Below are 25,432 nucleotides of genomic sequence, written 5' to 3'. Positions count from 1 at the left end.
CTGGTCTAGGGTAAATCAAACACCAATGCGGTGACGGTTTCACTGCCTGAGCTGCGCAGTTCAATCGTGGTTTGATCCACCACTTTGGCGCCATCCCCCGGCTGAAGTATGGTGCTATCAAGCGATAGCGTGCCACTAACTAGATGCACATACACCTTGCGTCCGGCTTGCACTGCTAAGCTGAATGACTCACCGGATGCTAAGATCAACTGTGATAAGGTCGCATCTTGCTTAATGTGCAGTGTGCCTTCTCGGCCATCAGGTGTGGCGATGGGCGTCAGTCCCGGTTCTCGACCAACATCTTTCTGCTGATAGCCGGGCTGGCCGCCGAGGCTGTTGGGCTCAATCCAGATTTGCAGAAAACGTAAATCATCTGCTTTGGATGCATTGAACTCACTGTGGTAGATGCCTTTGCCTGCCGACATCAATTGGAACTCACCCGCAGGCAATGTTTGTACGTTGCCCTCGCTGTCTTTGTGCGCAATGGTGCCGCTGAGCACATAACTGATGATTTCCATGTCGCGATGACCGTGGGTCTCAAACCCTGCGCCGGGGATAACCTTGTCATCGTTGATCACACGCAGTGCGGAAAAGCCCATATGCTGTGGATCGTAGTAACTGCCAAACGAGAAAGTGTGTTTACTGTCGAGCCAGCCAAAGTTGGCGCGCCCGCGCTCTTGTGCTTGTCTTACGCTGATCATGATGTCTCCTCCGAACTCTGTGAGAGTGGATTATTTTCCAGCCAGTTTTTGGCTAAGAAGGCTATCTAGGCCCAGTTTTCCTGCTCCTGAAAAAGCCAGTGATACGCTTGCGGCCAGCAGAGCCAAACCAAATTCGTAACCGTTGTTGGCCATAAACAAGCCATTCTCAAGGTGTACAGAAATAATCGCCACCAGCATGGTAAAGGCAAGTGCAAAGGCAGCGGGGCGAGTCAGCAAGCCGAGCAAAATGGCCAATCCGCCAAAAAACTCGGCACTGCCTGCTAGGCCAGCCATCAACATGCCAGGGCCAAGGCCGATGGAATCCATCCATTGTCCGGTTCCTGCAAGGCCATAGCCGCCAAACCAACCAAACAGTTTCTGCGCACCGTGAGCCATAAAAATAATGCCGATTGGCAAACGAAGGGCAAGCGCGCCGTAACCTGCTTTCGATTCAGCTAAGCTTTTGATTAGTGATTTCATCTTCATATCCTCAATAATTTTTAATGTCTTTTTGTTTTGAGAGAGGCTTTATCTCTCAAGCGTTGAAGCAAGTTTAGAGCGAAAAGTCGCTTGCAGTAATCACTAGTTTGTGATTGAGACGTTCAATTATTTCGAATGAGTTTGGTGGAGCTTCTTAAGGGTTGCTACTGCCACGCTCGCCGTTTAGGTATGTGCTAGCGATTGATAGCCGCGTTTCGTTTACCTTCGAGCAGGTGAACGAGCGAATATTCATCGCCTACGCCCTTGATTGGCGAACTTGTGATAGGGGTTAAATTTTAGGGCGTAGTGGCGGTGAATGATGTCCGTTGCCACAGAGTTTTTTACCATGCACGGTGAACAAAACTATTCTAACAACGGACTGAACGATGAAACTCAATGCCATTACCCTGACTTTATTGCTCAGCTCGGCCGCTGCGGTCGCTGAGCCCAATTTGACCATTTCAACCACCACCAACAGCCGCGACTTTCCACTCAGCGCCGAGCAGCCGTTAGTGGTGCCGCTCGTCAAAGATACCTACACCTTGAAAGTGACCGGGCTTGAGGGGAACTGCCAAGCGCAGGACGACCAGCGCATCAAGTTTAACCAACCGATTTCGCTAAACTGTGGCAAAGCCACCGAGTTACCGCTGAAAATCCTCTTTAGCGGCGATTACGCTTTTGATTTTGATGCAAGTGCAAATACCTTGACCTTTAAGCGTGAACCGAAAAAGGTCGCCAAAAGCGAGTTTAAGCGCCCCGTGCCGCAAGTCGAATGTGAAGTGTACGCTGGCGGGGAAGTGAGTGTGAACCTTGGTAACACCTTTGCCGACGGCACTGAACTGCGCGACGCGTACAGCGGCCAAACCGTGACGGTGAAAAATGGTGCCGTGTCGCTAACCCCAGCGGCGCGCTCTGGCGGTCTGCTGCTGCTTGAACCGGTGACCCCGGCCAAGTCAGATGCTGGTTTTGATTACCGCAACGCCAACATCTACTTTGTTATGGTTGATCGCTTCCACAACGCCGATCCGAGTAACGACAACAGCTACGGGCGCAAAAAAGATGGCAAAGAGGAAGTGGGGACGTTTCATGGCGGTGATTTGCAAGGTGTGATTGCAAAGCTTGACTACATTCAAAGCCTTGGCACGGATGCAATTTGGCTTTCGCCGATTGTCGAGCAAGTGCATGGCTTTGTTGGCGGCGGCGACAGCGGTTCGTTTCCTTTTTATGCGTATCACGGCTACTGGACGCGCGATTTCACCAAAATTGACCAGAACTTTGGCAACGACGCCGACCTAAAAACCTTGGTTGATGAAGCGCACAAACGTGGCATCAAAGTCTTGCTTGATGCGGTGATCAACCATTCCGGCTATTCGACCTTGGCTGACTTACAGTTTGATGGCTTGAACGTTATCAAACCCGAGGGGCAACTGCCGACCAAATGGGCAGATTGGCAGCCACAAGCAGGCCAGAACTGGCACAGCTACCATGAAGCGATTGATTACCAAAGCCAAAACTGGCGGCAATGGTGGGGGCCAGATTGGGTGAGAACGGGGCTGCCCGGCTATCAGGCTCCAGGCAGCAGCGATATCACCATGTCGTTGGCCGGTCTACCCGATTTCATCACTGAATCGACCAAAGCTGTGACGCCGCCCGCTTGGCTGCTCAACAATCCCGGTACGCGTGTGGTGGCGAGAGAAAACTACACCGTGGCCGATTATCTGATTGAATGGCAAAGCGATTGGGTGAAACGTTTTGGTATCGACGGTTATCGCGTTGATACAGTGAAGCACGTTGAAGGCGAGGTGTGGCAACGGTTGAAAAAAGCCGGCAGCGAACGCCTTGAAGAGTGGCGTAAAGCCAACGGAAAAACCGGTGAACCCTTCTGGATGATGGGCGAAGTCTGGGGCCATTCGGCGTATCGCAGCCCCTATTTTGATGATGGCTTTGATGCTTTGATCAACTTCGACATGCAGAAAAAACTGGATAAAGGCGCGGCTTGTTTTAGTCAAATGGCGGATACTTATCAGGATTACGCGAATACCATCGCCAAAGAGAAAGATTTTAATCCGGTCAGTTACATGTCTTCTCACGACACGGAGCTGTTTTTCAGCCGCTTCAAAGACGATGCGATGCAGCGTAACGCCGCCAATGCATTGTTGCTGAGCCCCGGAGCAGTACAGGTTTATTACGGCGATGAGATCGGCCGCAACATTGGCCCGTATGCCGACGATTTCCATCAGGGAACGCGCTCAGATATGGTCTGGACGCTCAATGACGATCAGCAAGGCTTGTTGAAACACTGGCAGACCGTCGCCAAATTCAGACAAGCTCACTCGGCGATTGGTGCTGGAGTGCATCAGGTGATAGAGCAAGAGGGTGCGTATGTTTTTTCTCGCACCAAAGGCGATGACAAGGTGGTGGTCGCTTTTGTCGGCCGAACGGAGAAATAGTCAGCATAGACCTCACCCATACCATCCCTCGACAAAGTTCGAGGGATTTTTTTAACTTTTTCCTGTATTACCCGTCGCAAGCAGATGAGCTTGATTGCAACCGAGGCAAATAAAAACAGCAAAAACGGGTCAAGATCACAGCGAAAAAGATCTCGACCGCCAGCGTTTAACTCGGCATAATGCATTAAAACCACTTACGTAATTTTAAGTTTATGACGCAAGAAGAGCGCCTGATTCACTTACAAATGCTGATTAAGCAGCAGGGGAAAATGACCCTGACTGATATCTGTGACCAATTTGGCGTATCGCGTGATTCCGCGCGGCGCGATCTGGTGAAGCTCACCCAGTTGCCGGGCATTCAGCGCATTCGTGGCGGTGCGATGCTGGCGCCAGTGTCGCCGAAAAGCGAGCCGTTCTCGGCCAAAACCGTCAGCGCGAGCAAGCACGCGTTGGCGCAGTGCGCGGCATCCATGGTGGATGCGCAGGATTATATTGTGCTCGATACCAGCACCACCTTGGCGCTGGTCCCCGGTTATCTGGCGGCACCCGCGACCATCGTGACCAACTCGGTTAACACACTGGCTCAGGTTGAAGAGGGCTGTTCGCATTCGGTCCATTTGCTGGGCGGTCATTTCGATCCGTACAGCCGCGCTATTTTAGGCGCGCAGGCTGAACAGCAAATGGCTGGCTATCATGTCAACAAGGCGTTTATTGGCGTGTGCGCGCTGTCTGAGCGCGGCCTGACCACCAATTATGAGCAAGAAGCGTCGATGAAACGCGCGATGATGGCGCAAGCGCAGCAGATCATTTTGGTGTGCGAACAGCGCAAAATGGGCAGCGAGAATTTTCATCACGTGTGTGATGTGGCGGCGATCGACATGGTGATCACCGACGCGCCCCCCGCGCCAGCACTGCAAGAATTATTTGACCGTCACGACATTCAGTGTGTTGTGGCGACCGCACCAGAAGGACAGTTTTGATATGACTTACGCTCCGGTAAAAACCGCCGTGATCGGCTACGGCTATTCGGCGAAAACCTTTCACTTGCCTTTCATCAACGCGCTGCCCGAGCTGACGCTGAGTGCGATCAGTTCCAGCCAGCAAGCCGCAGTCGCGGCCGATTGGCCGAGCGCGCAATGGTTTGGCGATGCGAATGATCTGCTGGACAACAGCGATGCGGAGCTGGTGATCATCACCGCGCCGAACGATGTGCATTACCCGCTGGCCAAACGCGCGCTGCAAAATGGCAAGCACGTGATCGTTGAAAAGCCGTTCGTGACACGCATTGAAGATGGCGAAGAGCTGATTGCGTTGGCAGCGGAAAAAGGCCTAACGCTGAGCGTGTTCCATAACCGTCGTTGGGATGGCGATTTCCTCACCCTGCAAAAGCTGATGGCACAAGGGCGTTTGGGCGACATCAAACTGTTTGAATCCCACTTTGACCGCTACCGTCCACAAATTCGTCAGCGCTGGCGTGAACTGGCGCAAGACGGTGGCGGTATTTTGTTTGATTTGGCGCCGCACCTGCTGGACCAAGCGCTGGCTCTGTTTGGCTTGCCACAAGCGATCAATGCTCAGTGCCGCATGATGCGCCCGGGCGCGACCACCATCGATTACTACAACCTGATCCTGCACTACCCAAATCACTTGGTGCACCTGCATTCGAACCTCTACAGCCCAGAGCCGAATCTGCGCTACAAAGTGCTGGGTAGCCTGGCGAAGTATGAGAAATACGGCCTCGATCCGCAGGAAAGCTACCTCAAAGAAGGCAAGCAGCCGGACAGCCCGCAGTGGTCACAAGAAGAGGCGTCGCTGTATGGTCAGCTGTACAGCGAAACGGGATCACAAACCATTCCGACGGAATTGGGCGGCTACCAGCTCTATTTCAAAGGCGTGGCGGATGCGATTCGTCTCGGCACCGCCAACCCGGTGCCGCCAGAGCAGGCGCTGCAAAACATCGCGCTGATTGAAATGGCGCTGGAGAGCAGCAAAACAGGTCAAACGTTGCAGGTGAACTTATGAGCCTGACACTGGTCGAGATTGCGCAGCAAGAAGAGGCGCTGCAACTGAACCATTTTAACCACGATGTGGCATGGCAACTGGGCTGCGCGCTCAAACAGATGGCGGAAAGTCAGCAAGCTGCGGTGGCGATCGAAGTGTATGGTTTTGGCCAAACACTGTTCCAATACGCCATGCCGGGCACGTGCGCGGATCATCTCGATTGGCTGCGCCGTAAACGCAATTCGGTACTGCGATATGGCCGCAGTTCTTACTACCTGTCGCTGTACAACGCGCAAAAGCAGCGCGAGTTTGAAACTCAGCCGCACATTGATGCCGCAGAATATTGCGCTCATGGCGGCTCGTTTCCGATTCGTATTGCCGGTTCTGGATTGGTGGGGGCGGTGACGGTTTCTGGTCTGCCTTCTTTGCACGATCACAATTTGGTCACGCAGGCACTTGCTCAGGTGATGGCTGAGAGCGAAAAATGAGAAAAGCCCGTGCTGGGCTTTTCTTAGTTTGGCGTCATTCACAAGGTTTTGAGGCTTTGTTTACAGTGTAAATTTAGCTCAGTTTGATCAGCGCAAAATGCTTTTTACCGCGTTGCAGCAGGTAGTAGCGATCGAACAGCGCAAAGCTCTGGCTCAAATCGGCGCTGGCCATTTTTTCCCCGTTGACGCGAATGGCGCCGCCAGCTAACCATTCACGCGCCTGACGTTTTGAGCTGGCGAGTTGCGATGCGATCAGCAGTTCAACCACATCATCTGCGGTGCTAACGGTGGTGCGTGGCAGCCCATCCAACTCTAGTTGTGCCAGTTCATCTAGGCTGAGCTGTGCAACTGCGCCACTGAACAGAGCGTCACTGATGCGCTGCGCGCTCGCTAAGCCCGCTTCACCATGCACAAACGCAGTGATGTTTTCGGCCAGAATTTGCTGCGCTTGCGGCTTGCCGCTTCGCGCGGCATCTTCGGCTTCAATGCGTGCAATCTCGTCCACCGAGAGGAAGGTGTAGTAACGCAGAAAACGGTACACATCGGCATCATCGCTGTTCAACCAGAACTGATAGAACGCGTAGGGTGAGGTTTTGCTTGCGTCCAGCCAAACGGCGCCACTTTCGGTTTTGCCAAATTTGCTGCCGTCGGATTTGGTGACGAGTGGCAGCGTTAAACCGTGCACGGTTTGGTTGTTCAAGCGACGCGTGAGGTCGATGCCACTGACGATGTTGCCCCATTGATCGTTGCCGCCAATTTGCAGGCGACACTGATGTTCGCGGTTTAAATGGGCAAAGTCGAACGATTGCAGCAGCGAGTAGCTAAATTCGGTGAACGAAATGCCTTGGTCCGGGCGAGCCAGACGCTGTTTCACCGATTCGCGGTTGATCATCGCATTGACTGAAAAGTGTTTGCCGATGTCGCGGAAGAAGTCGATCACATTCACTTGGCCTGTCCAGTCGGCGTTATTGACACACCGCAGTGGCTGGGTGAGATGCGGCGTCATGGTGCGCGTGATCTGCTGGCGTAAATCGTCCACCCATTGCTGCACGGTCTGCGCTGAGTTGAGTGTGCGTTCGGTGGCTTTAAAGCTTGGGTCGCCAATCATGCCCGTCGCGCCGCCAATCAGCGCAATGGCTTGGTGCCCCGCATCCTGAAAACGTTTGAGCATCAACAGCGGCACCAAGTGACCAATGTGCAGGCTGCCCGCGGTTGGATCAAAGCCGCAGTACAGGGTTTGCGGTTCAGAGAATAGGGCGGCGAGTTCATCGAGCGATGTGCTTTGCGCGATCAGGCCGCGCGCGGTTAAATCATGAAATAGGGTTTGGGAATTCATACAGCCTCCAAGATGTCTTGCAGGCAGAGTAACGGAAAGGGCTTTGTGTCGGCGATGTCCCTAAAGGGATAATCGCGGTGATTTTTTCAGGCGCGTGGTGAATGGTTGGGTGCGCCAATCAAGTGATTTAAAAACAGCTGAAACAGTTCACTGAGCGAGGCGACATGGAGCTGCGCGTAGATGCGCTTGCGATGATTTTTGACCGTGCCGTGTGTGATGCCCAGTTGCGTCGCGATCTCTTGCGAATCCAACCCTTGTACCAGCAAGGCGGTAATTTGCTGCTCGCGTGGGCTCAGCAGTTGGGTGCCAAAACTGGCCAGCGCGCGTTCCACCCAGCGGCGCATGTCGGGCGTGTGGTTGGTCTCGTTCTCTAGCGCGGTGTCATCGCTGTGAGCCAGCAGCAGCGCATTGGCGCTCCAATGTTGGCGGCAGAGCGGCGCCAGCGTGTGGAATCGGCTTTTGAGCGCTTGCCGGTCCTGCGCGGAAAAACTGCGTCCGACAGCAAGTTTGCCAAGGTAGAGTAAAATCCAGCGCTCATGGTCGAGTTGCACCGCCAGGCTCATTTCATCCTGCCAGCCGGTTTGCGGATAAAACTGCTGCTGGTAATGGCTTTGCTGATAACTGTGCGGCGCACCGCTCATCTCGCTGAGATGAAACACGCCTTCTTGTTGCGTATCGGCCACCAAACGATAGAACGGATCGTGCTGATATGACTCAGTCAGGTAGCGTTGAAACAGCAGTTCGCGGTTATCCGGAATCGAATCGTAGAGATAAATCGGGTGTTTGTTGTGGCGGTAGCCGAGCATCACCGCGCAGTCAAAATCGACAATCTCGCGCAGCAGCGCCACATAGCGCGAAGTAAAGGCGGGCGTATTGAGCGAGATAATCGCATCACCCAAGGCGTGATATTCCAAGAGACTGACTTGCATAATCCTAACCGAGCGAAAAGCACAGCTGACAGTATGCCGACTCTGCTGGGTTTGGTCGAGTCCCTTGGTTTTACTAAGATGGAAAGCTCAGTTAAGTGGCGGCATTTCCAGTTGAGTTTGCTGCATTTCACTCAGGCCACCACCATTGTGCACATTGGTGAAACCTTGTTTCATCAGCGCTTGCATGGCGATGGACGAGCGGTTGCCGCTGCGGCAATAGACCACGATCGGCTGGCTTTTATCAATCGAGCGAAAGCCGGTGGCAACCTCGCTAAGAGGGATATTACGCGCGTGTTCGATATGCCCACTGGCGAACTCTTCGGCAGTGCGCACATCGATCAGCAGCGCGCCGCTTTCTACCCATTCCCATGCCATTTCTGAGCGCTCAGAGGCGAGAAGTGGCCCGCAAGGTGCGAGAAGCAATAACGTCAGACAGGCTGATTTCCAGTTAAGTTTTGGCATGTTGTTCTCCAGTTCGTCGTGTCATCAAAACCAATAGATGAAGGTTCAAGGCTAACAAACAAACTCATTTTCGAGCTGTTTCAGCAGTTGTTGACTGAGCAAAGGGTGTGGTTTAGCGGCGACTGCCAACACAATATCCACCTTAGGTAGGGGAGGCATATCGGCCAATATTTGCACTTTATTACCAGCGCTGAGGCGTCCCATGGCGCCAATCGCTAAACCCTGATCGACCAAAGCGCGCTGCGCCGAGGCGGTATTGCAACAGGCCAAAAGGTGAAAAGCGATACCACGCTTGGTCAAGCCATCAATCGCAGCCGCGTGATATTTGCAGTCGGTTTGAAACAGCGCCAGAGTAAGCGGCTTTTGGTGGTCGGCTTGATAGTGCGGCGATGCGATCCACACGCCCTGATCGGAGGTAAGCCAGTAGCCTTCCTCGCTATCGGGCGCGCGGGTAAGAATCGCGCAGTCCAGCTCGCCCGCGTCTAATTGGCGACGCAAATCGACACTGGGCAAGCTGTAAATTTGTATCGAGCAGGTGGGTTGTAACTGTTGCAGCTTGGCCACTAACGTCGGCAGCACGGTTTGATTGTAATCTTCCGGGCAGCCAAGGCGCAGCGGTCGTTTATCCTGAAAATGCTGCAGTTGAGACAAGGATTCATCATGCTGCGTCACCAGATTTCGCGCATGAGTGGTGAGGCGCACTCCAGCATCGCTAAGGACCAAATAGCGCCCCTCTTTGATAAACAGCGAAGCGCCAATCTCTTCCTCCAATTTGCGCATTTGCGCACTGAAAGCCGATTGTGTGCGGCTGATCTGTTTTGCCGCCCGGGTAAAACTGCCCGTTTCGACAAAAGCAAGAAAACTGCGTAAAGCTTCAATGTCCATTGTTTGCCTCATCCATCGTAATTTTGAATAGGTTATATAAAAACTATCCGTTAGTCGCGCAGAAAAACTTGCCCTATTGTTTTGCGATATCAACTGAAAAAGGAATGACAATGAAGCTCTACATAGGAAATCAAAACTACTCTAGTTGGTCACTACGCGCATGGTTGGGGTTTGCTCAAAACGGACTGGAGGTCGAAATTGAAAAGCTCAAGTTGTTTACCCCTGAGTTTTACCAAACATTACAGGGAGTTACGCCTACAGGGAAAGTGCCTGCTTTAGTTGATGGTGAGCGGGTGGTGTGGGATTCCTTGGCGATTTTGGAGTACCTCAACGAAGTGAAATTAGGCGGAAAAGCGTGGCCTAGCGATGTGCGAGAAAGAGCCAAAGCGCGCGCCATCGCTTGTGAAATGCATTCAGGGTTTAGCGCATTACGCAATGAGTTACCAATGAACTGCCGCGCGAGGCGTAAAGTGGCACTTTCTGAACAGGCACGTCTCGATGTCGCCCGTATTGATGCCATTTGGAGTGAACAGATGGCGCAGTACCCGCAGCAATGGCTGTTTGGTGCCTGGTCGATTGCCGATGCCATGTACGCTCCGGTGGTTTTGCGTTTTATCACTTATCAGATCCCGCTGTCAGAGCAAGCCGCGCTCTATCGAGACAAAGTACTGCAAAGCGCCGCGATGCAGCGTTGGTTGGCGGAAGCGGCTCAAGAGAGCGATATTGTTAGCGAAGACGAAACGGGTGAAGAGGTTTCAATCTAACGGCTTCTCACCTTGTCGCTGAGGTCAGTATACCTTAGCGACAATCTGTCTCCACGTTATTATGATTTCTATCAAAAAGTGACAAAAAAAAACCTTAGCCCGGCATCGTATCGCTTATAGTTACTGACATGTAATCATAGCTGTATAGTCATCTATCCAGAGGGGCGAGACAATGTTGGTGCAATCTTTGCAAGTCCTTCTTGTCCTGTATGAGCGTGTCTCAATGGCTGGAGGATCGTATGGATAAATGGGCTCTACAGCGGGGGCGTTCTTTAGCGCTGAGTTTGGTGGTCATGGTGATCTTGACCACGTCATTGGTCATCGCCAGTTACGCCTTTCACACCTACCAACAGCGCATTGAGATGCTGGAAGAAGAGCTCCTTGGTCAAGCCCAAGAGAGCGCAGAGCGGCTAAGCCGTGCGATTACTACCGATTTGCAAACCGGTCATCTTGCTGATTATTCGCTCTTGGTGCAAACAGAAATGAAAACCGAGAATCATAAAGCGCTGCTGGCCATCTTGCTGGAAGCTTCTTGGTTAGAATCCGCCTCTGAACCGCCTTTCTCTGCCGTCGGTTTGATTAAAATGCCAACAGGTGAAGTGCGTGAGTTTATACCTAGCCAAGATGAGCACTTGCTCGCTTCTTCACTGTTTTTCCAGCAGCGAGAAATTAAAAACGCGGAGGGTACACTGCTTGGCTATGTCAAAGTGTATGGCAGTGGTGAAGAACTACAGCAGGAAAAAAGAAGCCTATTGCTGAACTCGTTACTCACGGCCCTTGGCCTGCTGCTAATGCAAACCGTGATCTCGGCAACCCTGATACGATGGATTTTGACCCGTCCGCTACAACGAATTACCAATACCTTAGTTGAGCGAGATGCCGATGGCTTACCCACCGCACAGGTTCATTCCTCTTCTTATACCGAACTTTCCTTATTGACCGACACCGTCAACGAGATGTTAGACGTAATTTGCAAAACACGAGATACATTGCGCGCGCAAACTGAGCGGCTGGAAAACGTGATCGAGGGGACCGATGCAGGCACTTGGTATTGGAATATTCAGACAGGTAAGACCGAGTTTAACCCGCGCTGGGCGGAAATTATTGGTTATCAGTTGCATGAACTAGGGCCTATTTCTATCCAAACTTGGCTTGCACTCCTTCATCCCGACGATGTAAAAAAATCAGAGAAAAAGCTGCAAGCGCATTTTGCTGGTGAGCAGGAGTACTACCAGTGTGAGGTGAGGATGCGTCACCGAGACGGACATTGGGTGTGGGTGATGGATCGGGGCAAAGTGGCGCTGTGGGATGAAAGTGGTAAACCGCTAGAGATGTTTGGCACTCACATTGACATCAGTGAAGATAAAGCGCGAGAGCAGCAGCTGGCACTCGCCGCCGATGTGTACAAATATGTTCACGAGGGAATTTTGATTGCCAATAGTCGCGGTTTGATTGTGGATGTTAACCGGGCGTTTAGCCAAATCACGGGTTACAGTCGAGAAGAGGTGATTGGTCAGTCGCCGAAAATGCTCAAATCCGGTATTCACGACCGAGCGTTTTATCACAATATTTGGAAGACCTTACACCTTGAAGGGTGTTGGCGCGGCGAGATCTGGAATAAACGTAAAAACGGCGAAATCTATCCTGAATTGCTAACCATTAGCCGGGTCAGCGATCCGGTAGAGGATGTTCGCTATGTCGCGCTGTTTTCTGATATTTCCGCGCTCAAAGAGCACGAGTACCACTTAGAAAAAATTGCCCATTACGACGCCTTAACCAAACTTCCTAATCGTCTTTTGCTGCAAGAGCGTCTGAATACGTCGATGCTGAATGCGAAAAAATATGGCCGCGCCATTGCACTGCTGTTTATTGATTTAGATGGCTTTAAAGATGTGAACGATCAATATGGGCACACGGCGGGTGATGAAGTGCTGTGCGTGATGGCACAGCGGATGAAAACCATTACCCGAGAAGAAGATACTTTAGCGCGCTTTGGTGGCGATGAGTTTATTGTGATTCTGTCGGATATTGATGATAAACACCGCACGACTCAGATCGTAACCCGTTTACTCAGCTCTATCGCTAAACCTCTGCATGTCTCAGGGTATGAAATGAGCTTGTCGGCCAGTATTGGTATCAGTCTATATCCAGAAAATCGTGATATCAGCGCTGAAAGGCTGATACAGCAAGCCGATGAAGCCATGTATCAAGCCAAACTGGCGGGGAAAAATGGCTACTATTTTTACCAAGCTTAACTGCGTCAATAGTGGCGCTGGGGGCATCTTAAGTGTTGTCATTGTTTTGTCGATACTTGTTAGCTCAGCATCCCCAAACTCTTAAGTTTGCGATAAATGGTGTTGCGGCTTATGCCAAGCAAACGCGAGGTTTTGCTGATGTTGCCTTGTGTCGCTTGGTAGGTTTTCAGCAAAGATTCATCGACAGTCGATTTGATGTCTTTGACCGCCGCTTCTTCCTCATAGTGAGGTTGCGGTTGGCCCAGTTTGCCAGCAAGGTGATTCGGCAGATGGCTGAGCGTCAGCAGCGCTTCACCTTGTGCCATCAGCGCGGACACTTTAAGCAGGCTATCGAGTTCGCGTAAATTGCCCGGCCAGTGGTAATCGAGCAACAGCGCCATTAGATGAGGGCAAATCGATTGATCGCTCTCGGCATAACGGCGGTGAATTTGCTCTATCAGCGTTTGTTTGTCGCTGCGCTGTTGCAAGCTCGGCAGTTCGATGATGAGGCCATTGAGGCGGTAGTAGAGATCCTGACGAAACTCGCCCTGCGCCACTAACTGTTCAAGATTTTTGTGCGTAGCGGCGATGATTTGTGTATCCACTTGCACACTCTGGTTCGAGCCAATCGGCAGAACAGTTTTATCTTGCAGTACGTGCAGCAGTCGGCTTTGCGCCGCTAAAGGCAGATCGGCAATCTCATCTAAAAACAAAATCCCTTTGTCGGCTTGGCGCACCTTACCCAGATAGCCCTTGTTACTCGCGCCAGTAAAAGCGCCCGCCTGATAGCCAAACAGCTCCGATTCAATCAGATCTTTTGGTAGTGCGCCGCAGTTAACCGCAACCAATGGCCCGTTTTTGCGCGCGCTGTTTTTGTGTAGCGCTTTTACAAACTCATTTTTACCCACCCCGGTTTCTCCGAGGATCAGCAAACGGATATCTTTGTCGATGACGCGGTTCGCTTGTTGCCAGCAATGCTCGACTCTGCTGTCGCCAAAGTGAAGATCGTTTGAGGCGCAAATCGCGCGGCTGCGGCGCTTTTTCTCGCCCAAGGTTTGGGTGGCAAACACCAGCGGATGCTGGGATGAACGCTGATGCAAAATGCTCTCCAGCGGCTGGCCGATCACCTTGTCTCGCGCTAACAACTGCTTGGCTACTTGGTTGTGCGCCAAAATTGTTCCCGCCTCATCGGCGATGATCACGCCTTGCCAGCCACTGTGCAGCAGGGAGGTTTCACAGGCCAAGTCGACCCGAATATGACTATCTGGGATCTGGTTTAGCAACTGATTTTCTACCTGCTGCACCATGTTTTGCACCAGCACTTGGGTGGAAAAATCATGCTTTTGCTCTTCGCTGGTGATGTCCAAAATACCGATCAACTGCCCATTGTGATCAAAGAGTGGGCTGGCAGAACAGCTGATAAAGCGGTGATGCTGTATAAAATGTTGATCGCCAATCACCGAGATGGGTTTGGCTTCGATTAAGGCAGTGCCAATCGCGTTGGTGCCTTTGAGCTTTTCCTGCCAGCAGGCTCCGGAACTTAGGGCGATTTCGGTCAGTCTTTCACGAAATTTCGGTTGTCCCCAACTGCCGATAATTACCCCTTCTGCATCGGTGAGAATCAAACGGCTGTCACTGTGCGCAAACAACTGATTAAAAAGGGGCAACGCATATTGACTGACGCTGTCAATCAGTACGCTGTTTTGCTGGCGACGATCTTTGAGCAGTGCAGCAGTTAAACGCACATCTTCTGGGCGTCGGCGCTGCTTTAGGCCGGCCTGTTCACTGCGATTCCAAGAGCTGGAAAGCCAATTGGGGTTAGTAACCTGTTGAAGTTGCATGACTGTACCATTTTGTCACAGTGAGAGTGTGCCATTTTGTAGCACTTGAACACTGGTGAACACACCATACTTCTGCTCAATCTGAACTCACCCAAGTTGTTATCGTTTGGTAATCATAGTTTTACATTTGTTTAACAACAAGCTTGTTGTTGTTGGCCTGTGACTTGCGTTGTTGAGTTGGACAACAGTGCGTTTCGACACTGTCAACACTGAACGAGAAACAAAAGGACGAGTTATGATCTATGCACAACCAGGCAGTGAAAATGCCATCGTTAGCTTCAAATCTCACTATGACAATTACATTGGCGGAGAGTGGGTGAAACCGGTCGGCGGTGACTATTTCGACAACATTTCTCCGGTCAACGGTCAGGCGTACTGCAAAGTCGCTCGCTCAGGAGAAGCGGACATCAATCTCGCGCTGGATGCTGCGCACAATGTCAGAGCGCAGTGGGCGAAAACCAGTGTTACAGAACGCTCCAATATCTTACTGAAAATCGCCGATCGCATTGAAGCGCATCTGGAAGAGCTGGCGGTGGCCGAAACGTGGGAAAATGGTAAGCCTGTGCGCGAAACATTGGCGGCAGATTTACCGCTGGTGGTTGACCACTTCCGCTATTTTGCTGGTTGTATCCGCGCGCAGGAAGGCAGCGCGGCGGAGCTTGATGCCAATACCGCGAGCTATCACTTCCCTGAACCGATTGGCGTGGTCGGACAGATCATTCCGTGGAACTTCCCGATGCTGATGGCGGCGTGGAAACTGGCACCCGCGCTGGCGGCAGGCTGTTGTGTGGTTCTGAAACCGGCAGAGCAGACGCCAACGTCGATCTTAGTTCTGATGGAAAAAATCGGCGATTTGATCCCGGCGGGTGTTATCAATGTGGTCAACGGATTTGGCGCTGAAGCCGGTCAAGCGCTCGCGACCAGTAACCGCATCGCCAAATTGGCCTTTACTGGCTCAACGCAAGTGGGCAACCACATCTTGCGCTGTGCAGCCGATAACTTAATTCCATCCACCGTGGAGTTGGGCGGTAAGTCACCGAACATCTATTTCCCAGACGTGTTTGACCACGAAGATGAGTATCTGAACAAGTGTATTGAAGGCACCTTGCTGGCGTTTTTCAACCAAGGTGAAGTGTGTACCTGTCCGTCACGCGTGCTGGTGCATGAATCCATCTACGATAAGTTTATTGCCAAAGTGGCCGAGCGGGCGAAAACCATCAAGCAAGGCAACCCGCTGGATACCGATTGTCAAGTGGGCGCGCAAGCCTCGCAAGAGCAGTTTGACAAGATCCTTAGCTATCTTGAAATCGGTCGTCAGGAAGGTGCAAAAGTGATTTTCGGCGGTGAAATCGCCCAGCAAGAAGATGCGTTGTCGCAAGGCTACTACATTCAGCCAACCCTACTGCAAGGTCACAACAAAATGCGCGTATTCCAAGAGGAGATCTTTGGCCCGGTGATCGCGGTGACCACTTTTAAAGATGAAGCAGAGGCCTTGGCGATCGCCAACGACACCGAATATGGCCTCGGCGCTGGGGTGTGGACGCGTGACCAGAACCTCGCTTATCGCATGGGACGTAATATCGAAGCGGGGCGGATCTGGATCAACTGCTATCACGCCTATCCCGCCCATGCGGCATTTGGCGGCTACAAAAAATCGGGCATTGGCCGTGAAACGCACAAAATGATGCTCAATCACTATCAAAACACCAAAAACCTGCTGATCAGTTACGATGTCAATCCACTTGGCTTCTTCTAAGTTGGCAGGTTAAATAAACCGACAGGTTAAACTTCACTCTAAGCCCTGAAACCTCAGGGCTTTTTTTATGGCTTGACTGGGGTTTTCTCACCTATCTGGTGCAAGTGCTGCAACTTAAAGGCGCATCTGCACGCAAATAGTGCAAAAAAATAAATTCATCAAATCAAAAGCTTAAGTTTCATTCACTGACCTTTAGCCAAAATGCCAGTGGGGTTTTTGGGAGCGAGTTCAAATTTCAGTATATCGTCTGGTTTTCTTATTTCTGCAACAGTTGTGGAATAAGGGTTGCACAGCTTTTGTGAATAAAAATGAGAAATGGTGGTTTATCTATGCATTTAACGTCGGAAGAACAACGCTGGCTGCCTTGGCTGGGGAAAACAGGCAAATTGGCGATGGGTAAAGCGTGCTTTATTAATCGCAACCGCAAGCACGCTTTGGAGCAAACTTTTGAAAATATTGCCAATACGCGGGTGCAAATTTTAACCACGTGGGCGAACAATCAATGGTCATTTTTGCAAGATGCCGCGCTCTACCTCTCCTCCAAAGCGCCCAATGAATATCACGAAACGCTGCAAAGGTTGCTCAAACGGGGCACGGATTTTTCCGAGCTGTTTATCGTAGAGCCCAATGGCACCATTGTGGAATCGACTTACTCTGGGCAAAAAACGCGTCAAGTGGCCGCAAAAGCGGCGCTAAAAAACGGCTTGCAACAACCATTTCTGCACGGTCCGTATGTCGATAAAATCACGTTGGCGATAGGCGCCTCGAGTTCCACTTTTCACGACCAAGTGACCCTGATGTTTTATCAACCGCTGCGCCAAGAGGGCAAGTTGCTTGGCTGTCTCTGCGGGCGAGTGCCGAATGATGTGATTGGCGATCTAATTCAGCGCGAAGCCGGGCACATTTACAGCGAATCGGGCGATAACTACCTGTTTATGGTGCAGTCAAATTTTGACCCTGCGATAGCCCCTGGCGTAGCACTCTCGCGCTCGCGCTTTGAAGATAACCGTTTTTCGCATGGGGAAAATTTGAAATCTGGCGTGCATACCAAGTGGGGCGTGGTCAAAGTGCAGCACCATACTGAATTTGAGATTGTGTTTAATGATCCGAAAACGGGCAAGCTGCATCCCGGTGTGCGTGAAACCATCAAAAACGGCGCCAATTTGTATGTGCAATACCCTGGCTATTCCGATTACCGGCACATCCCGGTGATTGGTAAAGGGGTGACTTTCACCATGCCTGGCTCTTTGGATAAATGGGGCATGATGTGTGAAGCGGATCTGGAAGAGGTGTATCGCCATCGCTCTGTGGCGCAAAAACTGAATCAGCAGTTTGCATTGAGTATTTTTGCCCCGATGCTGCTGCCGTTTGCAGTCAGCTCTCTTTACCCGCTGAGCGAGTGGCAACTGCTGCTGTTCTCTCTGTTGATGGGCACTGTGGCGGTAACGCTGTTTCATCTTCTCACCGCGAAGCCACTGGCGAGGCATCTTGCTAGCATGACGCAAGTGATGCAAGTTTTGGCTGAGGGGGATGGCAACTTGACTCGGCGTCTCGATGCCAGTCGTTTTAAAGCCGATGAAACGGGCGATCTTGGCCGCTGGACCAACAGTTTTATCGACAGTTTGCAGGGGGTGGTCAAAGAGCTGGTGTTTGCCAGCAAAGAGGTGCAGAGCGTATCGCAGTCGATGTTTCGTCGTAGCCAGATGTTGCTGTCCAGCAGCGACTCGACCGCCACATCGCTCACCGACATGCTGACGTTAGCGGGGATTCAAAGCCAAGAGATTGCAGGGGCCAACGACACTGCCATCGAGATGAATGGCTTGATGCAGGACGCGGTACACGCCGCGCAGCAGGAATATCACAATGCTGCGCAAAGTGCCGAGCAGATCAAAACCATTGTCCAATCCTCGGCGCAGACGGTGGAAGAAGTGAACCGCGAAATGCAAAAGATCGGTGGCATTGTCGATCTCATCACGGAGATCACTTCGCAAACCAATCTCTTAGCCCTGAATGCGGCGATCGAGGCTGCGCGCGCGGGCGAGCACGGGCGAGGGTTCTCGGTAGTTGCCGACGAGGTGCGTGTTTTAGCCAACAAAACCTCGCAGGCGGCCAATAACATCGGCGAGCTGATGAAAGCGCTGCACAGCCAGTCCGAACTGGCGGTCAGCTACATGCAAGAGGGCATTGCCAATGTAGAAAGTAACACGCAGGTGGTCGACCAATCGGCGCAAAGTGAGCGCTTGCAAACCTCAGTTAGTGGCCTCTTCAAACGGATCCAAGATATCGCTCGCAACAGTGAAGAACACCGCCAAACCGCCGACGCCACCTCACACACCGTGGCGGAGCTTCAAGAAGCTTCTGGCCAGTTAGCGCGTCGAACGGCGTTGATGCAAAACTCATTGCAACGTTTGGATCAATTGGTCGGTCGCTTTGATGTTGGCAAAGCGTCTTAACCAAATGCCGCAGCAAAGTGTCTTAACAAATGTCTTAAAAAAGGGGAGGCACGCAGTGTGCCTCCCTTTTGTTATTAGCATTACCGAGTGGTTAGTAAGTGACCACTAGGTTTATACATATTGATTGTCTGAGCTATTAAACGAGAACATGCGGATTTCATCTCGCGCTTGCCACCCCGATTTTAGGTAGAAATCCTGCGCCGAGAGATTGTTACTCAGAACGAAAAGGTGGGTTTTGGCTATGCCTTGCTGCGCGAGGGCTTCGGTTGCGCTTTGCACCAAACGCTGAGCAATTTTCTGTCCGCGGTAGTGCAGATCGACTGCCAAATGTTGTAAGTAACCACGGCGGCCATCGGTGCCAACCAGCACGGCGCCAACCATGTGCTGCCCGCCAATCTGTTGTCCGTCAATCGCAACGAAGCTCAGCCCGGGGTTTTTGGCTAAATAGGCGGCGATGCTCGCGCGGGAGTCGGCGTCTTTAAGCGATAAGTTTTCTGTTTGTCCCCACAGCGTCATCACTGAGTCGTAGTCTGAAATGTCCATTTGACGAATTGTAATCACATCTTCTCCATTGCCTTCGGCAGCATTTGTTTTAGTGCGCTTTTCGCCGATATCATGCGGCCAATTCACTCATAAAGACAAGTAGCAATTGCTTGCCACTGGACAAGATGGCTCAGTGAGAGCCATCTTGTCCGTCCGCAGCTAGTTGGCGTTGGCTTGCAAGCTTAAGCCGCTAAAAGCGGAATAGCCGTTGAGCATGATGTGGTAGGTACCCGGCGTGGCGCTAGGGAATGTGCATGTTTCGCTATTCCCATTGCGATACGGGCGACAATCCCAGTTTTGCAGTGTCGGCTCTGAGCCAAATTTGACGTACAGATCCGCATCGCCGCTCCCACCCCAGCTTGTGATCTGCAGATTCTGTGACTGCGTCAGTTCAAAGGTATAGCGAAACTGAGTGCTGCGTGAGCCAGCGAGATTGTTGACCGGCACGCCATTTTTCAGCACGTTGCCGGGTTGCGGGGTTGAGTCTGCATTGGCCATCTCAATCGCGTAGGCTAAGCCCAGCTTAGTAAATTTTTCCGCGTGTGCGCCTTCAGCATCGGAGTTTTGCAGCGTGTCTCGGCCCGTATGAATATTGGGGTTTGAGTCATTGAACTTAGATTCAAACGGCATCGCGGCTGAGAAGCCTGCATTGTGCCACGAAGCGTGATCCGAGCAGGCGTAGCCGCAGCGATCATAGCCGTAAGTGAGTGATGGTAAATATTCATCAATCAAGTTGGCGAGAAACTGCGTGAGGTTACTGTCGGTGTAATCGGTGATAAACACAATGTCTTGCGCAGATCCTTGATAATTGGTCATATCCAGTTGCAACGCTGAGACGACTTTCTTACCTTGCGCTTGATAACGGTTAGCGATCTCTTGTGAACCGCGTAGCCCAACCTCTTCGGCGGCATACGCCATAAAGGCGATAGAGCGTTTGGGCTGGAAGTTGTTTTGTGTCAGCACGCGGATAACCTCGGTCACGGAGGCGATACCGGAGGCGTCATCGTCCGCGCCCGGAGCAATGCTCTGCTCGTTGGTGCGTGAGCCGATGGTGGAGTCGAGATGACCACCGATGACGATCCACTCGTCCGGCTTTTCACTACCAGTAATGGTCAACACCACCGATTTTTGGTTGTAACCACTATGGGCAATTTGCTCGACATTCGCACCGGGTAGACCTGATGAGAGTGAGCGCCATTGACTCGCGATCCAGTCAGACGCTTGTGCGCCAGAGGTTGTGGTGTAAAAACGGTTGTTGAAACTGGCGAGTGAGCTGATGACGGTGGTGATTTGACTGGCATCGACTTGCGGTAACCACGCGTTGACGGTTGCTTTTTGGGAAATATCAGGAATAGCGAAACTAGCAAGGGTTTGCGGCATGACGCTTGCGGCCATGGCACTTTGCGCTGATGCGTGCACCATATATCCCCCACAGCGATGATGCTCTTCGTGCATGTCATGGGAGAGCGCCGCGAGCTGGCTGCTGTCGACTTGCCCGACCCAAACCTCGCTGCTGCTCGCCAGCGTATTGGGTAAAATGGGCATTGCCCCAGAGCGAGTGACGGTCTGCACCGCATCCGAGCCGATCGAAATCCAGACTTTCTCTTCCTCGGCGTATGCCTGTGCAACGCTGCCTGCCAAGACCATAGCCAATAACGTTTTGTTGTATTTCATTATCTCCTCCTGAGATATTTATAAAATCAACAAAATTTAGAACAGAAATTCGTTTTATGTTAATTATTTGTTATTGCTATGCTTGTCATGATTTATTGGCAGAAAATTATCAATAACGGCGGGAATGAGTAGCAGCACGTGAACAGCTTAGGTGGGAAGATTCTCTGCTAAAGGATCAGCAGAGAAGTGGCTTCTCTGCTGATAAGGTACTAAACAAACAAGGTTTTACGCTTTGGCTGCTTGTTGTGGTTTCGCTCTGCGACGCGTGGAGGAAGGATTGCCACCATTTGGCTTGGCATTGCCTGATTTGCCAGCGTTTGCTTTAGGCTTACCTTGTTGATTGTTTGGTTTGGCGTTGCCGCTTTGCTTCGCGCGCGGTGAATTGCCTTTGTTTTCTTGGCCAGATTTCGGCTGGCTAAACTGACGTTTAGGCTTTTTCTGCCCGTTATCCGCAGAGTTTGCTGGGCGACGCTCACCGCCTTCAGCGTTTGTTTGTGGTTGCTTCGGTTTTTTCGGCTTTTTCGCTTTGATTGGGCGAGTATCGAGTTTGGACTCTGGCACTTCGTTGCTCGGTTTGAAGCCTTGCAGCTCATGGCGAGGCAAGAGCTCTTGGATCAAACGCTCAATTGCGAACAGTTCAGGCGCTTCCAAGGCGCACACCAGTGAGATGGCTTTGCCCGTTTCGCCTGCACGACCTGTACGGCCAATGCGGTGCACATAGTCTTCTGCCACTTTCGGCAGCTCAAAGTTAACCACTTGTGGCAACTGAGGAATGTCGATACCACGAGCGGCGATATCCGTCGCTACCAGCACACGAATGTCACCCGATTTAAAATCCGCCAGCGCTTTGGTTCGCGCACCTTGGCTCTTATTGCCGTGAATCGCCGCTGCTGAAATGCGGTTGTCATTGAGGAAAGCGGCAAGACGGTTTGCGCCGTGCTTGGTGCGGGTAAACACCAGCACTTGCTGCCAGTTACCGTCTTGGATCAGTTTCGCCAACATGTCTGGCTTTTTCTTCACATCGGATGGGTAAATACACTGCTCAACGGTGCGAGCAGTCGAGTTTGCCGGGCTAACCGAGATCTCCACCGGATTGTTTACCAGCCCTTTGGCCAGCGCGCGGATCTCTTCTGAGAAGGTGGCCGAAAACAGCAAGTTTTGACGTTTTGCCGGCAAAATCTGCAGAATTTTACGAATGTCGCGGATAAAACCCATGTCGAGCATGCGGTCCGCTTCATCCAGCACCAGTACTTCTAACTGATCAAACTTCACTGCGTTTTGCTGGTAAAGATCCATCAGACGCCCTGGGGTCGCGACTAAGACGTCGGCCCCTTTACGCAGGCGCAGCATTTGCGGGTTGATTTTTACCCCACCAAATACCACTGCACTGCTCAGTGGCAAGTGACGGCTGTACATAAACACGTTCTCTTGCACTTGCGCCGCAAGTTCACGCGTTGGCGTTAGGATCAAGGCGCGAACTTGGTTACTACGCACACGTGGGCCGTTGGACAATCTTTCAAGGATCGGCAGAGTAAAGCCTGCGGTTTTCCCCGTACCTGTCTGCGCGGCGGCCATCACGTCCTTGCCTTGTAAAATCGCAGGAATTGCCTGCATTTGAATTGGCGATGGCGTGTCGTAGCCTTTCTCCTGAATAGCTTTAAGGATTGGTGCAGACAGACCTAACGAGGTAAAACCCATATGTGATTCTCAATATAAATGGTAGGAAGCGTCGCCCATTTTTCAGGCGGCGAAAAGTGCGACATTCTGAGGCTTTTACCCGTCTACTTCAACCGATAATTGTCTCTTTTCAATTCAAGTGCAGAGTCGTGGCTTTTGTGAAGCACTTCTCGCTTTTGCTCATCAGGGCCCATTTCCTCTTTACCTCAACTTAACTTGGGGTTTTAGCCTGCATCTAGGGTTTAAAAAACAAGGAGATGATGATGAGAAGTTATGTTGAACACGCCAACATGTCGGTGGTGGACCACAAAAAACCATCCACTTTTTGACCAGTGCTGACGTGCACTTACGCAATGACTACACAATAACGATAGGCAGGCCATCTCACGGCGCAGTTCAGCGAGCTGACTGCGCGTCAGGGGAAGGCTATAACTAATGACAAAAAGAGGCGAGCAATGAAAACCTACAATGTGTTCTATTCGGTCAAGCAAGGCGTGAGTTGTAAGCAGGTGAGTAAACTGACCGATGAATTTGTCGCCCAGTTACGCACTCATGAGTTGATTGAATCGGCAATGAGTCAGCGCATCGTCAACAAAGGTAACTTTCCGGAGATGGCGGATTTTCATTTGGCGGTGAACTTTAAAGATCAAGCGCAGATGGATGCGTCGTTTCACACCATTCGGCTATCTTTAATGACAACTTATCCGCATGCCGACTTGATGCGTTCAGTGGCGGATTTTAAAGTGACGTTTAGCGAGTCGCTGAGCGATTTACCCGTGGCTTAAAATGAGGATGTTATGCAAAAGCAAAACCCAATTGAACTGCAAGCGATCGATCACCTTGTGCTGCGCGTGAGCGATCTGCCGCGCATGCTGCACTTTTACTGTGAGGTGTTGGGCTGCCAAGTAGAACGTGAATTAGCGGAGTTTGGCTTAACGCAACTTCGCGCTGGCAGTGCCTTGATTGATCTGGTGACCATTGAGGGCAAACTTGGTCAACAAGGTGGCCGTGCGCCGGGCAAAGAAGGGCGCAATATGGAGCATTTTTGTTTGCAAATTACTCCGGCGGATGAAGAGCAACTGCTGGAGTACTTTGCTTCACATCAAGTGACCGTGGACGAGTTTGTTGAACGTTATGGCGCACAAGGCTTTGGCCGCTCTGTGTATATTCGCGATCCAGAAGGCAATACGGTGGAGCTTAAACCGCAGGTGCGCTAAAGCACCGAAACAAAAAGAGCAGCGTGTGGGCTGCTCTCTGTTTCGCAAAGACGGCACTTTAGTCGGCTTGGCTTGGTGCTCGCCACCATAAAGGGAAGCACTGGCGCGGCTAAGCCATTACGCTTCCGTTCAAACTCATCGTGCTACCGCTCAAACTCATCACGCTACCGCTAAAAGCAACGTCTAATTAACGTTACCCGATTTTCTGGCAGATCGCCTCGGCCAGTTGGTGGCTGGCGATATTGCGCTCAATGACCGCATCCGGCACTCGGCCTTGTTCAATCACGCCAATCCAATCTTCGATCATGCTAGCAAAGCCTTTGCTGGCAAGCATCGGCGTCCAGTCGGCGAGGTGAAGTGTGCTTTGTTGCCCTTGTTGCCACAGGGTACCTTGGACAAAAGAGTCAAATTCCACGGCGCGGTTTTGATAGCTCGCGCTGACTCGCTCGCAAGTGATGCCAAACTGGCGGTTCATTGAGGCGTGCAGCAGCGTTTCGCCACTTTGCCACTGCACATCGACTCTGGCGAGCTTGCCATCGGCCATTTGATGGGTGAGGTAGACATCGCGCAAATCCGCTTTGGCATTGAGGTTAACGCTATCGAGTGGGTGAATGAAATCGTCAAAAAGGAAAGTGCGAACATCGCCAGGTAAATTGAGACGATGCTTTTCCCAGCGTAGAGAGCGCAGCTCTGCGCTCTCGCCATGCGCTAGTTCTGGAATATGCTGGTTAAACAGTGGGATATGGCGGCGATTGAATCCGACATACAAAGGCTGTTGCTGACGAATGGCTAACTCGTAGAGCGCTTCGACCTCTTTGGCATTATCAGCCAAGGGTTTATCCACAAATGTGGCGATGCCGTGCTGAAGGAAAAACGGTTCATCCGGAAAATCGATACCTGAATGGCTTTTCTGATACCATATCGCCAAAAATAGCCAGTTAATGTCAACTTCACTTCTTTACCATCGCTTTGGAATACGCGGCCCTTTCCATTATTGCTCTACAGAGTTTGATGGTGACGCGACCATCTTTCACGTAGCACACAATCCTCATATTAAATGTCCATCATGTCGTAGTCGTGATGTCATAAAAAAAAGGAGGTAAGGTTCGCCGTTTCATCGCTACGCCAATCGGCACTAGCCCCTGTTACATCCAGATAGCAAACCAGCGGATTGAATGCCGAGCTTGTAATACACTCGGGTATTTGCCGCTTAATTTTGCTCCTCGTCCCAAGGTGCGTTACACAAAGGGCTTTGAACAGTATGTTCTCTCCCTGTCAGCATTGAACGTCACCATCAATGCCATTGCCAAGCTATGTGGTGTCTGTTGGGATACAGTGAAAGATATTCAGAAGCATTACCTGCAAAAGCGATACTCTCAACCTTGTCTTAAAAACGTCACTCACATTGGAATTGATGAGATTTACTGTGGCTCAAAAAGTGGCTTCATGACGGTTGTGATTGATATGAAGACAAGTGCCGTCATTTATACAGAGAAAGGAAAGAAGGCCGAAAGCCTTGACGGTTTTTGGAAACGGAAGCT

The 25,432-nt window shown here is 51.4% G+C and carries 21 protein-coding genes and 1 pseudogene; 11 read left to right on the top strand and 11 right to left on the bottom strand.

Annotated elements, in window-relative coordinates; translation table 11 throughout:
- Positions 1-5: 5 nt before the first annotated feature.
- Entirely contained in the window at positions 6-701 is a 696-nt protein-coding gene (locus UF06_RS16125) for a pirin family protein (RefSeq protein ID WP_045571336.1), read from the bottom strand.
- Positions 702-731: 30 nt separating this feature from the next.
- Positions 732-1,181 carry a DoxX family protein gene (locus UF06_RS16120; protein WP_045571335.1) on the bottom strand — a complete coding sequence of 150 codons (450 nt, stop codon included), beginning with the start codon at positions 1,179-1,181 and terminating at the stop codon, positions 732-734.
- A gap of 386 nt (positions 1,182-1,567) precedes the next feature.
- On the opposite strand from UF06_RS16120, the gene UF06_RS16115 reads away from it, so the two are divergent.
- The 4 genes from UF06_RS16115 (at position 1,568) to UF06_RS16100 (ending at position 6,120) form a co-directional block, all read left to right on the top strand.
- A complete protein-coding gene (locus UF06_RS16115; RefSeq protein WP_045571334.1) occupies positions 1,568-3,631 on the top strand; it encodes an alpha-amylase in 2,064 nt (687 codons plus the stop codon).
- A 212-nt stretch (positions 3,632-3,843) separates the two neighbouring features.
- Positions 3,844-4,611 carry a DeoR/GlpR family DNA-binding transcription regulator gene (locus tag UF06_RS16110; protein ID WP_045571333.1) on the top strand — a complete coding sequence of 256 codons (768 nt, stop codon included), beginning with the start codon at positions 3,844-3,846 and terminating at the stop codon, positions 4,609-4,611.
- Position 4,612: 1 nt separating this feature from the next.
- Positions 4,613-5,653, top strand: a complete 1,041-nt coding sequence (locus UF06_RS16105) for an oxidoreductase (protein WP_045571332.1) — start codon at positions 4,613-4,615, stop codon at positions 5,651-5,653.
- A complete protein-coding gene (locus UF06_RS16100; RefSeq protein ID WP_045571331.1) occupies positions 5,650-6,120 on the top strand; it encodes a heme-degrading domain-containing protein in 471 nt (156 codons plus the stop codon). The genes UF06_RS16105 and UF06_RS16100 overlap by 4 nt, the downstream gene beginning before the upstream one ends.
- Positions 6,121-6,193: 73 nt before the next feature.
- On the opposite strand, the gene tyrS is transcribed toward UF06_RS16100, so the two are convergent.
- The 4 genes from tyrS to UF06_RS16080 form a co-directional block, all read right to left on the bottom strand.
- A complete protein-coding gene (gene tyrS, locus UF06_RS16095) occupies positions 6,194-7,456 on the bottom strand; it encodes a tyrosine--tRNA ligase (RefSeq protein WP_045571330.1) in 1,263 nt (420 codons plus the stop codon).
- Positions 7,457-7,542: 86 nt separating this feature from the next.
- Positions 7,543-8,385, bottom strand: a complete 843-nt coding sequence (locus UF06_RS16090; RefSeq protein WP_045571329.1) for a LuxR C-terminal-related transcriptional regulator — start codon at positions 8,383-8,385, stop codon at positions 7,543-7,545.
- An 87-nt stretch (positions 8,386-8,472) separates the two neighbouring features.
- A complete protein-coding gene (locus UF06_RS16085) occupies positions 8,473-8,847 on the bottom strand; it encodes a rhodanese-like domain-containing protein (protein ID WP_045571328.1) in 375 nt (124 codons plus the stop codon).
- Between the two features lie 51 nt (positions 8,848-8,898).
- Complete coding sequence (locus tag UF06_RS16080) at positions 8,899-9,732, bottom strand: LysR family transcriptional regulator (RefSeq protein ID WP_082069736.1); 834 nt, start codon at positions 9,730-9,732, stop codon at positions 8,899-8,901.
- A 110-nt stretch (positions 9,733-9,842) separates the two neighbouring features.
- Between UF06_RS16080 and UF06_RS16075 the strand changes: the two genes are divergently transcribed.
- Entirely contained in the window at positions 9,843-10,496 is a 654-nt protein-coding gene (locus tag UF06_RS16075) for a glutathione S-transferase family protein (RefSeq protein WP_171816743.1), read from the top strand.
- 239 nt (positions 10,497-10,735) lie between these two features.
- Positions 10,736-12,751, top strand: a complete 2,016-nt coding sequence (locus UF06_RS16070) for a sensor domain-containing diguanylate cyclase (RefSeq protein WP_045571325.1) — start codon at positions 10,736-10,738, stop codon at positions 12,749-12,751.
- Positions 12,752-12,810: 59 nt separating this feature from the next.
- Here the strand turns inward: UF06_RS16070 and UF06_RS16065 are convergent, their stop codons facing one another.
- A complete protein-coding gene (locus UF06_RS16065) occupies positions 12,811-14,571 on the bottom strand; it encodes a sigma-54-dependent Fis family transcriptional regulator (RefSeq protein ID WP_045571324.1) in 1,761 nt (586 codons plus the stop codon).
- Between the two features lie 235 nt (positions 14,572-14,806).
- Between UF06_RS16065 and UF06_RS16060 the strand changes: the two genes are divergently transcribed.
- Both UF06_RS16060 and UF06_RS16055 read left to right on the top strand, forming a co-directional pair.
- The gene (locus UF06_RS16060) at positions 14,807-16,327 is read left to right on the top strand and encodes an aldehyde dehydrogenase family protein (RefSeq protein WP_045571323.1); all 1,521 of its coding nucleotides are present in this window, start codon (positions 14,807-14,809) and stop codon (positions 16,325-16,327) included.
- A gap of 329 nt (positions 16,328-16,656) precedes the next feature.
- Positions 16,657-18,780 (top strand): methyl-accepting chemotaxis protein, encoded by a 2,124-nt coding sequence (locus UF06_RS16055; protein ID WP_045571322.1) that lies wholly within the window; start codon positions 16,657-16,659, stop codon positions 18,778-18,780.
- A 111-nt stretch (positions 18,781-18,891) separates the two neighbouring features.
- Here UF06_RS16055 and UF06_RS16050 read toward each other — a convergent pair whose 3' ends face one another.
- The 3 genes from UF06_RS16050 to UF06_RS16040 form a co-directional block, all read right to left on the bottom strand.
- Positions 18,892-19,341 carry a GNAT family N-acetyltransferase gene (locus UF06_RS16050; RefSeq protein ID WP_045571433.1) on the bottom strand — a complete coding sequence of 150 codons (450 nt, stop codon included), beginning with the start codon at positions 19,339-19,341 and terminating at the stop codon, positions 18,892-18,894.
- A gap of 141 nt (positions 19,342-19,482) precedes the next feature.
- Complete coding sequence (locus UF06_RS16045) at positions 19,483-20,997, bottom strand: M28 family metallopeptidase (protein ID WP_045571321.1); 1,515 nt, start codon at positions 20,995-20,997, stop codon at positions 19,483-19,485.
- Between the two features lie 225 nt (positions 20,998-21,222).
- Entirely contained in the window at positions 21,223-22,695 is a 1,473-nt protein-coding gene (locus UF06_RS16040) for a DEAD/DEAH box helicase (protein WP_045571320.1), read from the bottom strand.
- 434 nt (positions 22,696-23,129) lie between these two features.
- On the opposite strand from UF06_RS16040, the gene UF06_RS16035 reads away from it, so the two are divergent.
- Positions 23,130-23,459: a DUF6614 family protein gene (locus tag UF06_RS16035; protein ID WP_045571319.1), complete on the top strand. Its 330-nt coding sequence runs from the start codon at positions 23,130-23,132 to the stop codon at positions 23,457-23,459.
- Positions 23,460-23,471: 12 nt separating this feature from the next.
- A complete protein-coding gene (locus UF06_RS16030; protein ID WP_045571318.1) occupies positions 23,472-23,891 on the top strand; it encodes a VOC family protein in 420 nt (139 codons plus the stop codon).
- A gap of 193 nt (positions 23,892-24,084) precedes the next feature.
- On the opposite strand, the pseudogene UF06_RS16025 reads toward UF06_RS16030, so the two are convergent.
- Positions 24,085-24,765: pseudogene (locus UF06_RS16025) on the bottom strand (gfo/Idh/MocA family oxidoreductase); the annotation flags it as partial.
- A gap of 359 nt (positions 24,766-25,124) precedes the next feature.
- Here UF06_RS16025 and UF06_RS16020 point away from each other — a divergent pair.
- The coding region (locus tag UF06_RS16020; protein ID WP_171816720.1) for an ISL3 family transposase at positions 25,125-25,432 on the top strand (308 nt) is incomplete at its 3' end.

The organism is Vibrio sp. S234-5, from assembly GCF_000960595.1.
GTDB lineage: Bacteria > Pseudomonadota > Gammaproteobacteria > Enterobacterales > Vibrionaceae > Vibrio.
Note: the sequence above shows the minus strand (reverse complement) of the source record. Positions and strands in the feature narration are given on the sequence as shown.

Coding starts and splice junctions, on each gene's coding strand:
- UF06_RS16030 (WP_045571318.1), top strand. CDS start 23,472: ATGCAAAAGCAAAACCCAATTGAACTGCAAGCGATCGATCACCTTGTG.
- UF06_RS16100 (WP_045571331.1), top strand. CDS start 5,650: ATGAGCCTGACACTGGTCGAGATTGCGCAGCAAGAAGAGGCGCTGCAA.
- UF06_RS16065 (WP_045571324.1), bottom strand. CDS start 14,571: ATGCAACTTCAACAGGTTACTAACCCCAATTGGCTTTCCAGCTCTTGG.
- UF06_RS16090 (WP_045571329.1), bottom strand. CDS start 8,385: ATGCAAGTCAGTCTCTTGGAATATCACGCCTTGGGTGATGCGATTATC.
- UF06_RS16115 (WP_045571334.1), top strand. CDS start 1,568: ATGAAACTCAATGCCATTACCCTGACTTTATTGCTCAGCTCGGCCGCT.
- UF06_RS16080 (WP_082069736.1), bottom strand. CDS start 9,732: ATGGACATTGAAGCTTTACGCAGTTTTCTTGCTTTTGTCGAAACGGGC.
- UF06_RS16120 (WP_045571335.1), bottom strand. CDS start 1,181: ATGAAATCACTAATCAAAAGCTTAGCTGAATCGAAAGCAGGTTACGGC.
- UF06_RS16110 (WP_045571333.1), top strand. CDS start 3,844: ATGACGCAAGAAGAGCGCCTGATTCACTTACAAATGCTGATTAAGCAG.
- UF06_RS16075 (WP_171816743.1), top strand. CDS start 9,843: ATGAAGCTCTACATAGGAAATCAAAACTACTCTAGTTGGTCACTACGC.
- UF06_RS16060 (WP_045571323.1), top strand. CDS start 14,807: ATGATCTATGCACAACCAGGCAGTGAAAATGCCATCGTTAGCTTCAAA.
- UF06_RS16040 (WP_045571320.1), bottom strand. CDS start 22,695: ATGGGTTTTACCTCGTTAGGTCTGTCTGCACCAATCCTTAAAGCTATT.
- UF06_RS16085 (WP_045571328.1), bottom strand. CDS start 8,847: ATGCCAAAACTTAACTGGAAATCAGCCTGTCTGACGTTATTGCTTCTC.
- UF06_RS16105 (WP_045571332.1), top strand. CDS start 4,613: ATGACTTACGCTCCGGTAAAAACCGCCGTGATCGGCTACGGCTATTCG.
- UF06_RS16035 (WP_045571319.1), top strand. CDS start 23,130: ATGAAAACCTACAATGTGTTCTATTCGGTCAAGCAAGGCGTGAGTTGT.
- UF06_RS16045 (WP_045571321.1), bottom strand. CDS start 20,997: ATGAAATACAACAAAACGTTATTGGCTATGGTCTTGGCAGGCAGCGTT.
- UF06_RS16055 (WP_045571322.1), top strand. CDS start 16,657: ATGCATTTAACGTCGGAAGAACAACGCTGGCTGCCTTGGCTGGGGAAA.
- UF06_RS16070 (WP_045571325.1), top strand. CDS start 10,736: ATGGATAAATGGGCTCTACAGCGGGGGCGTTCTTTAGCGCTGAGTTTG.
- UF06_RS16125 (WP_045571336.1), bottom strand. CDS start 701: ATGATCAGCGTAAGACAAGCACAAGAGCGCGGGCGCGCCAACTTTGGC.
- tyrS (WP_045571330.1), bottom strand. CDS start 7,456: ATGAATTCCCAAACCCTATTTCATGATTTAACCGCGCGCGGCCTGATC.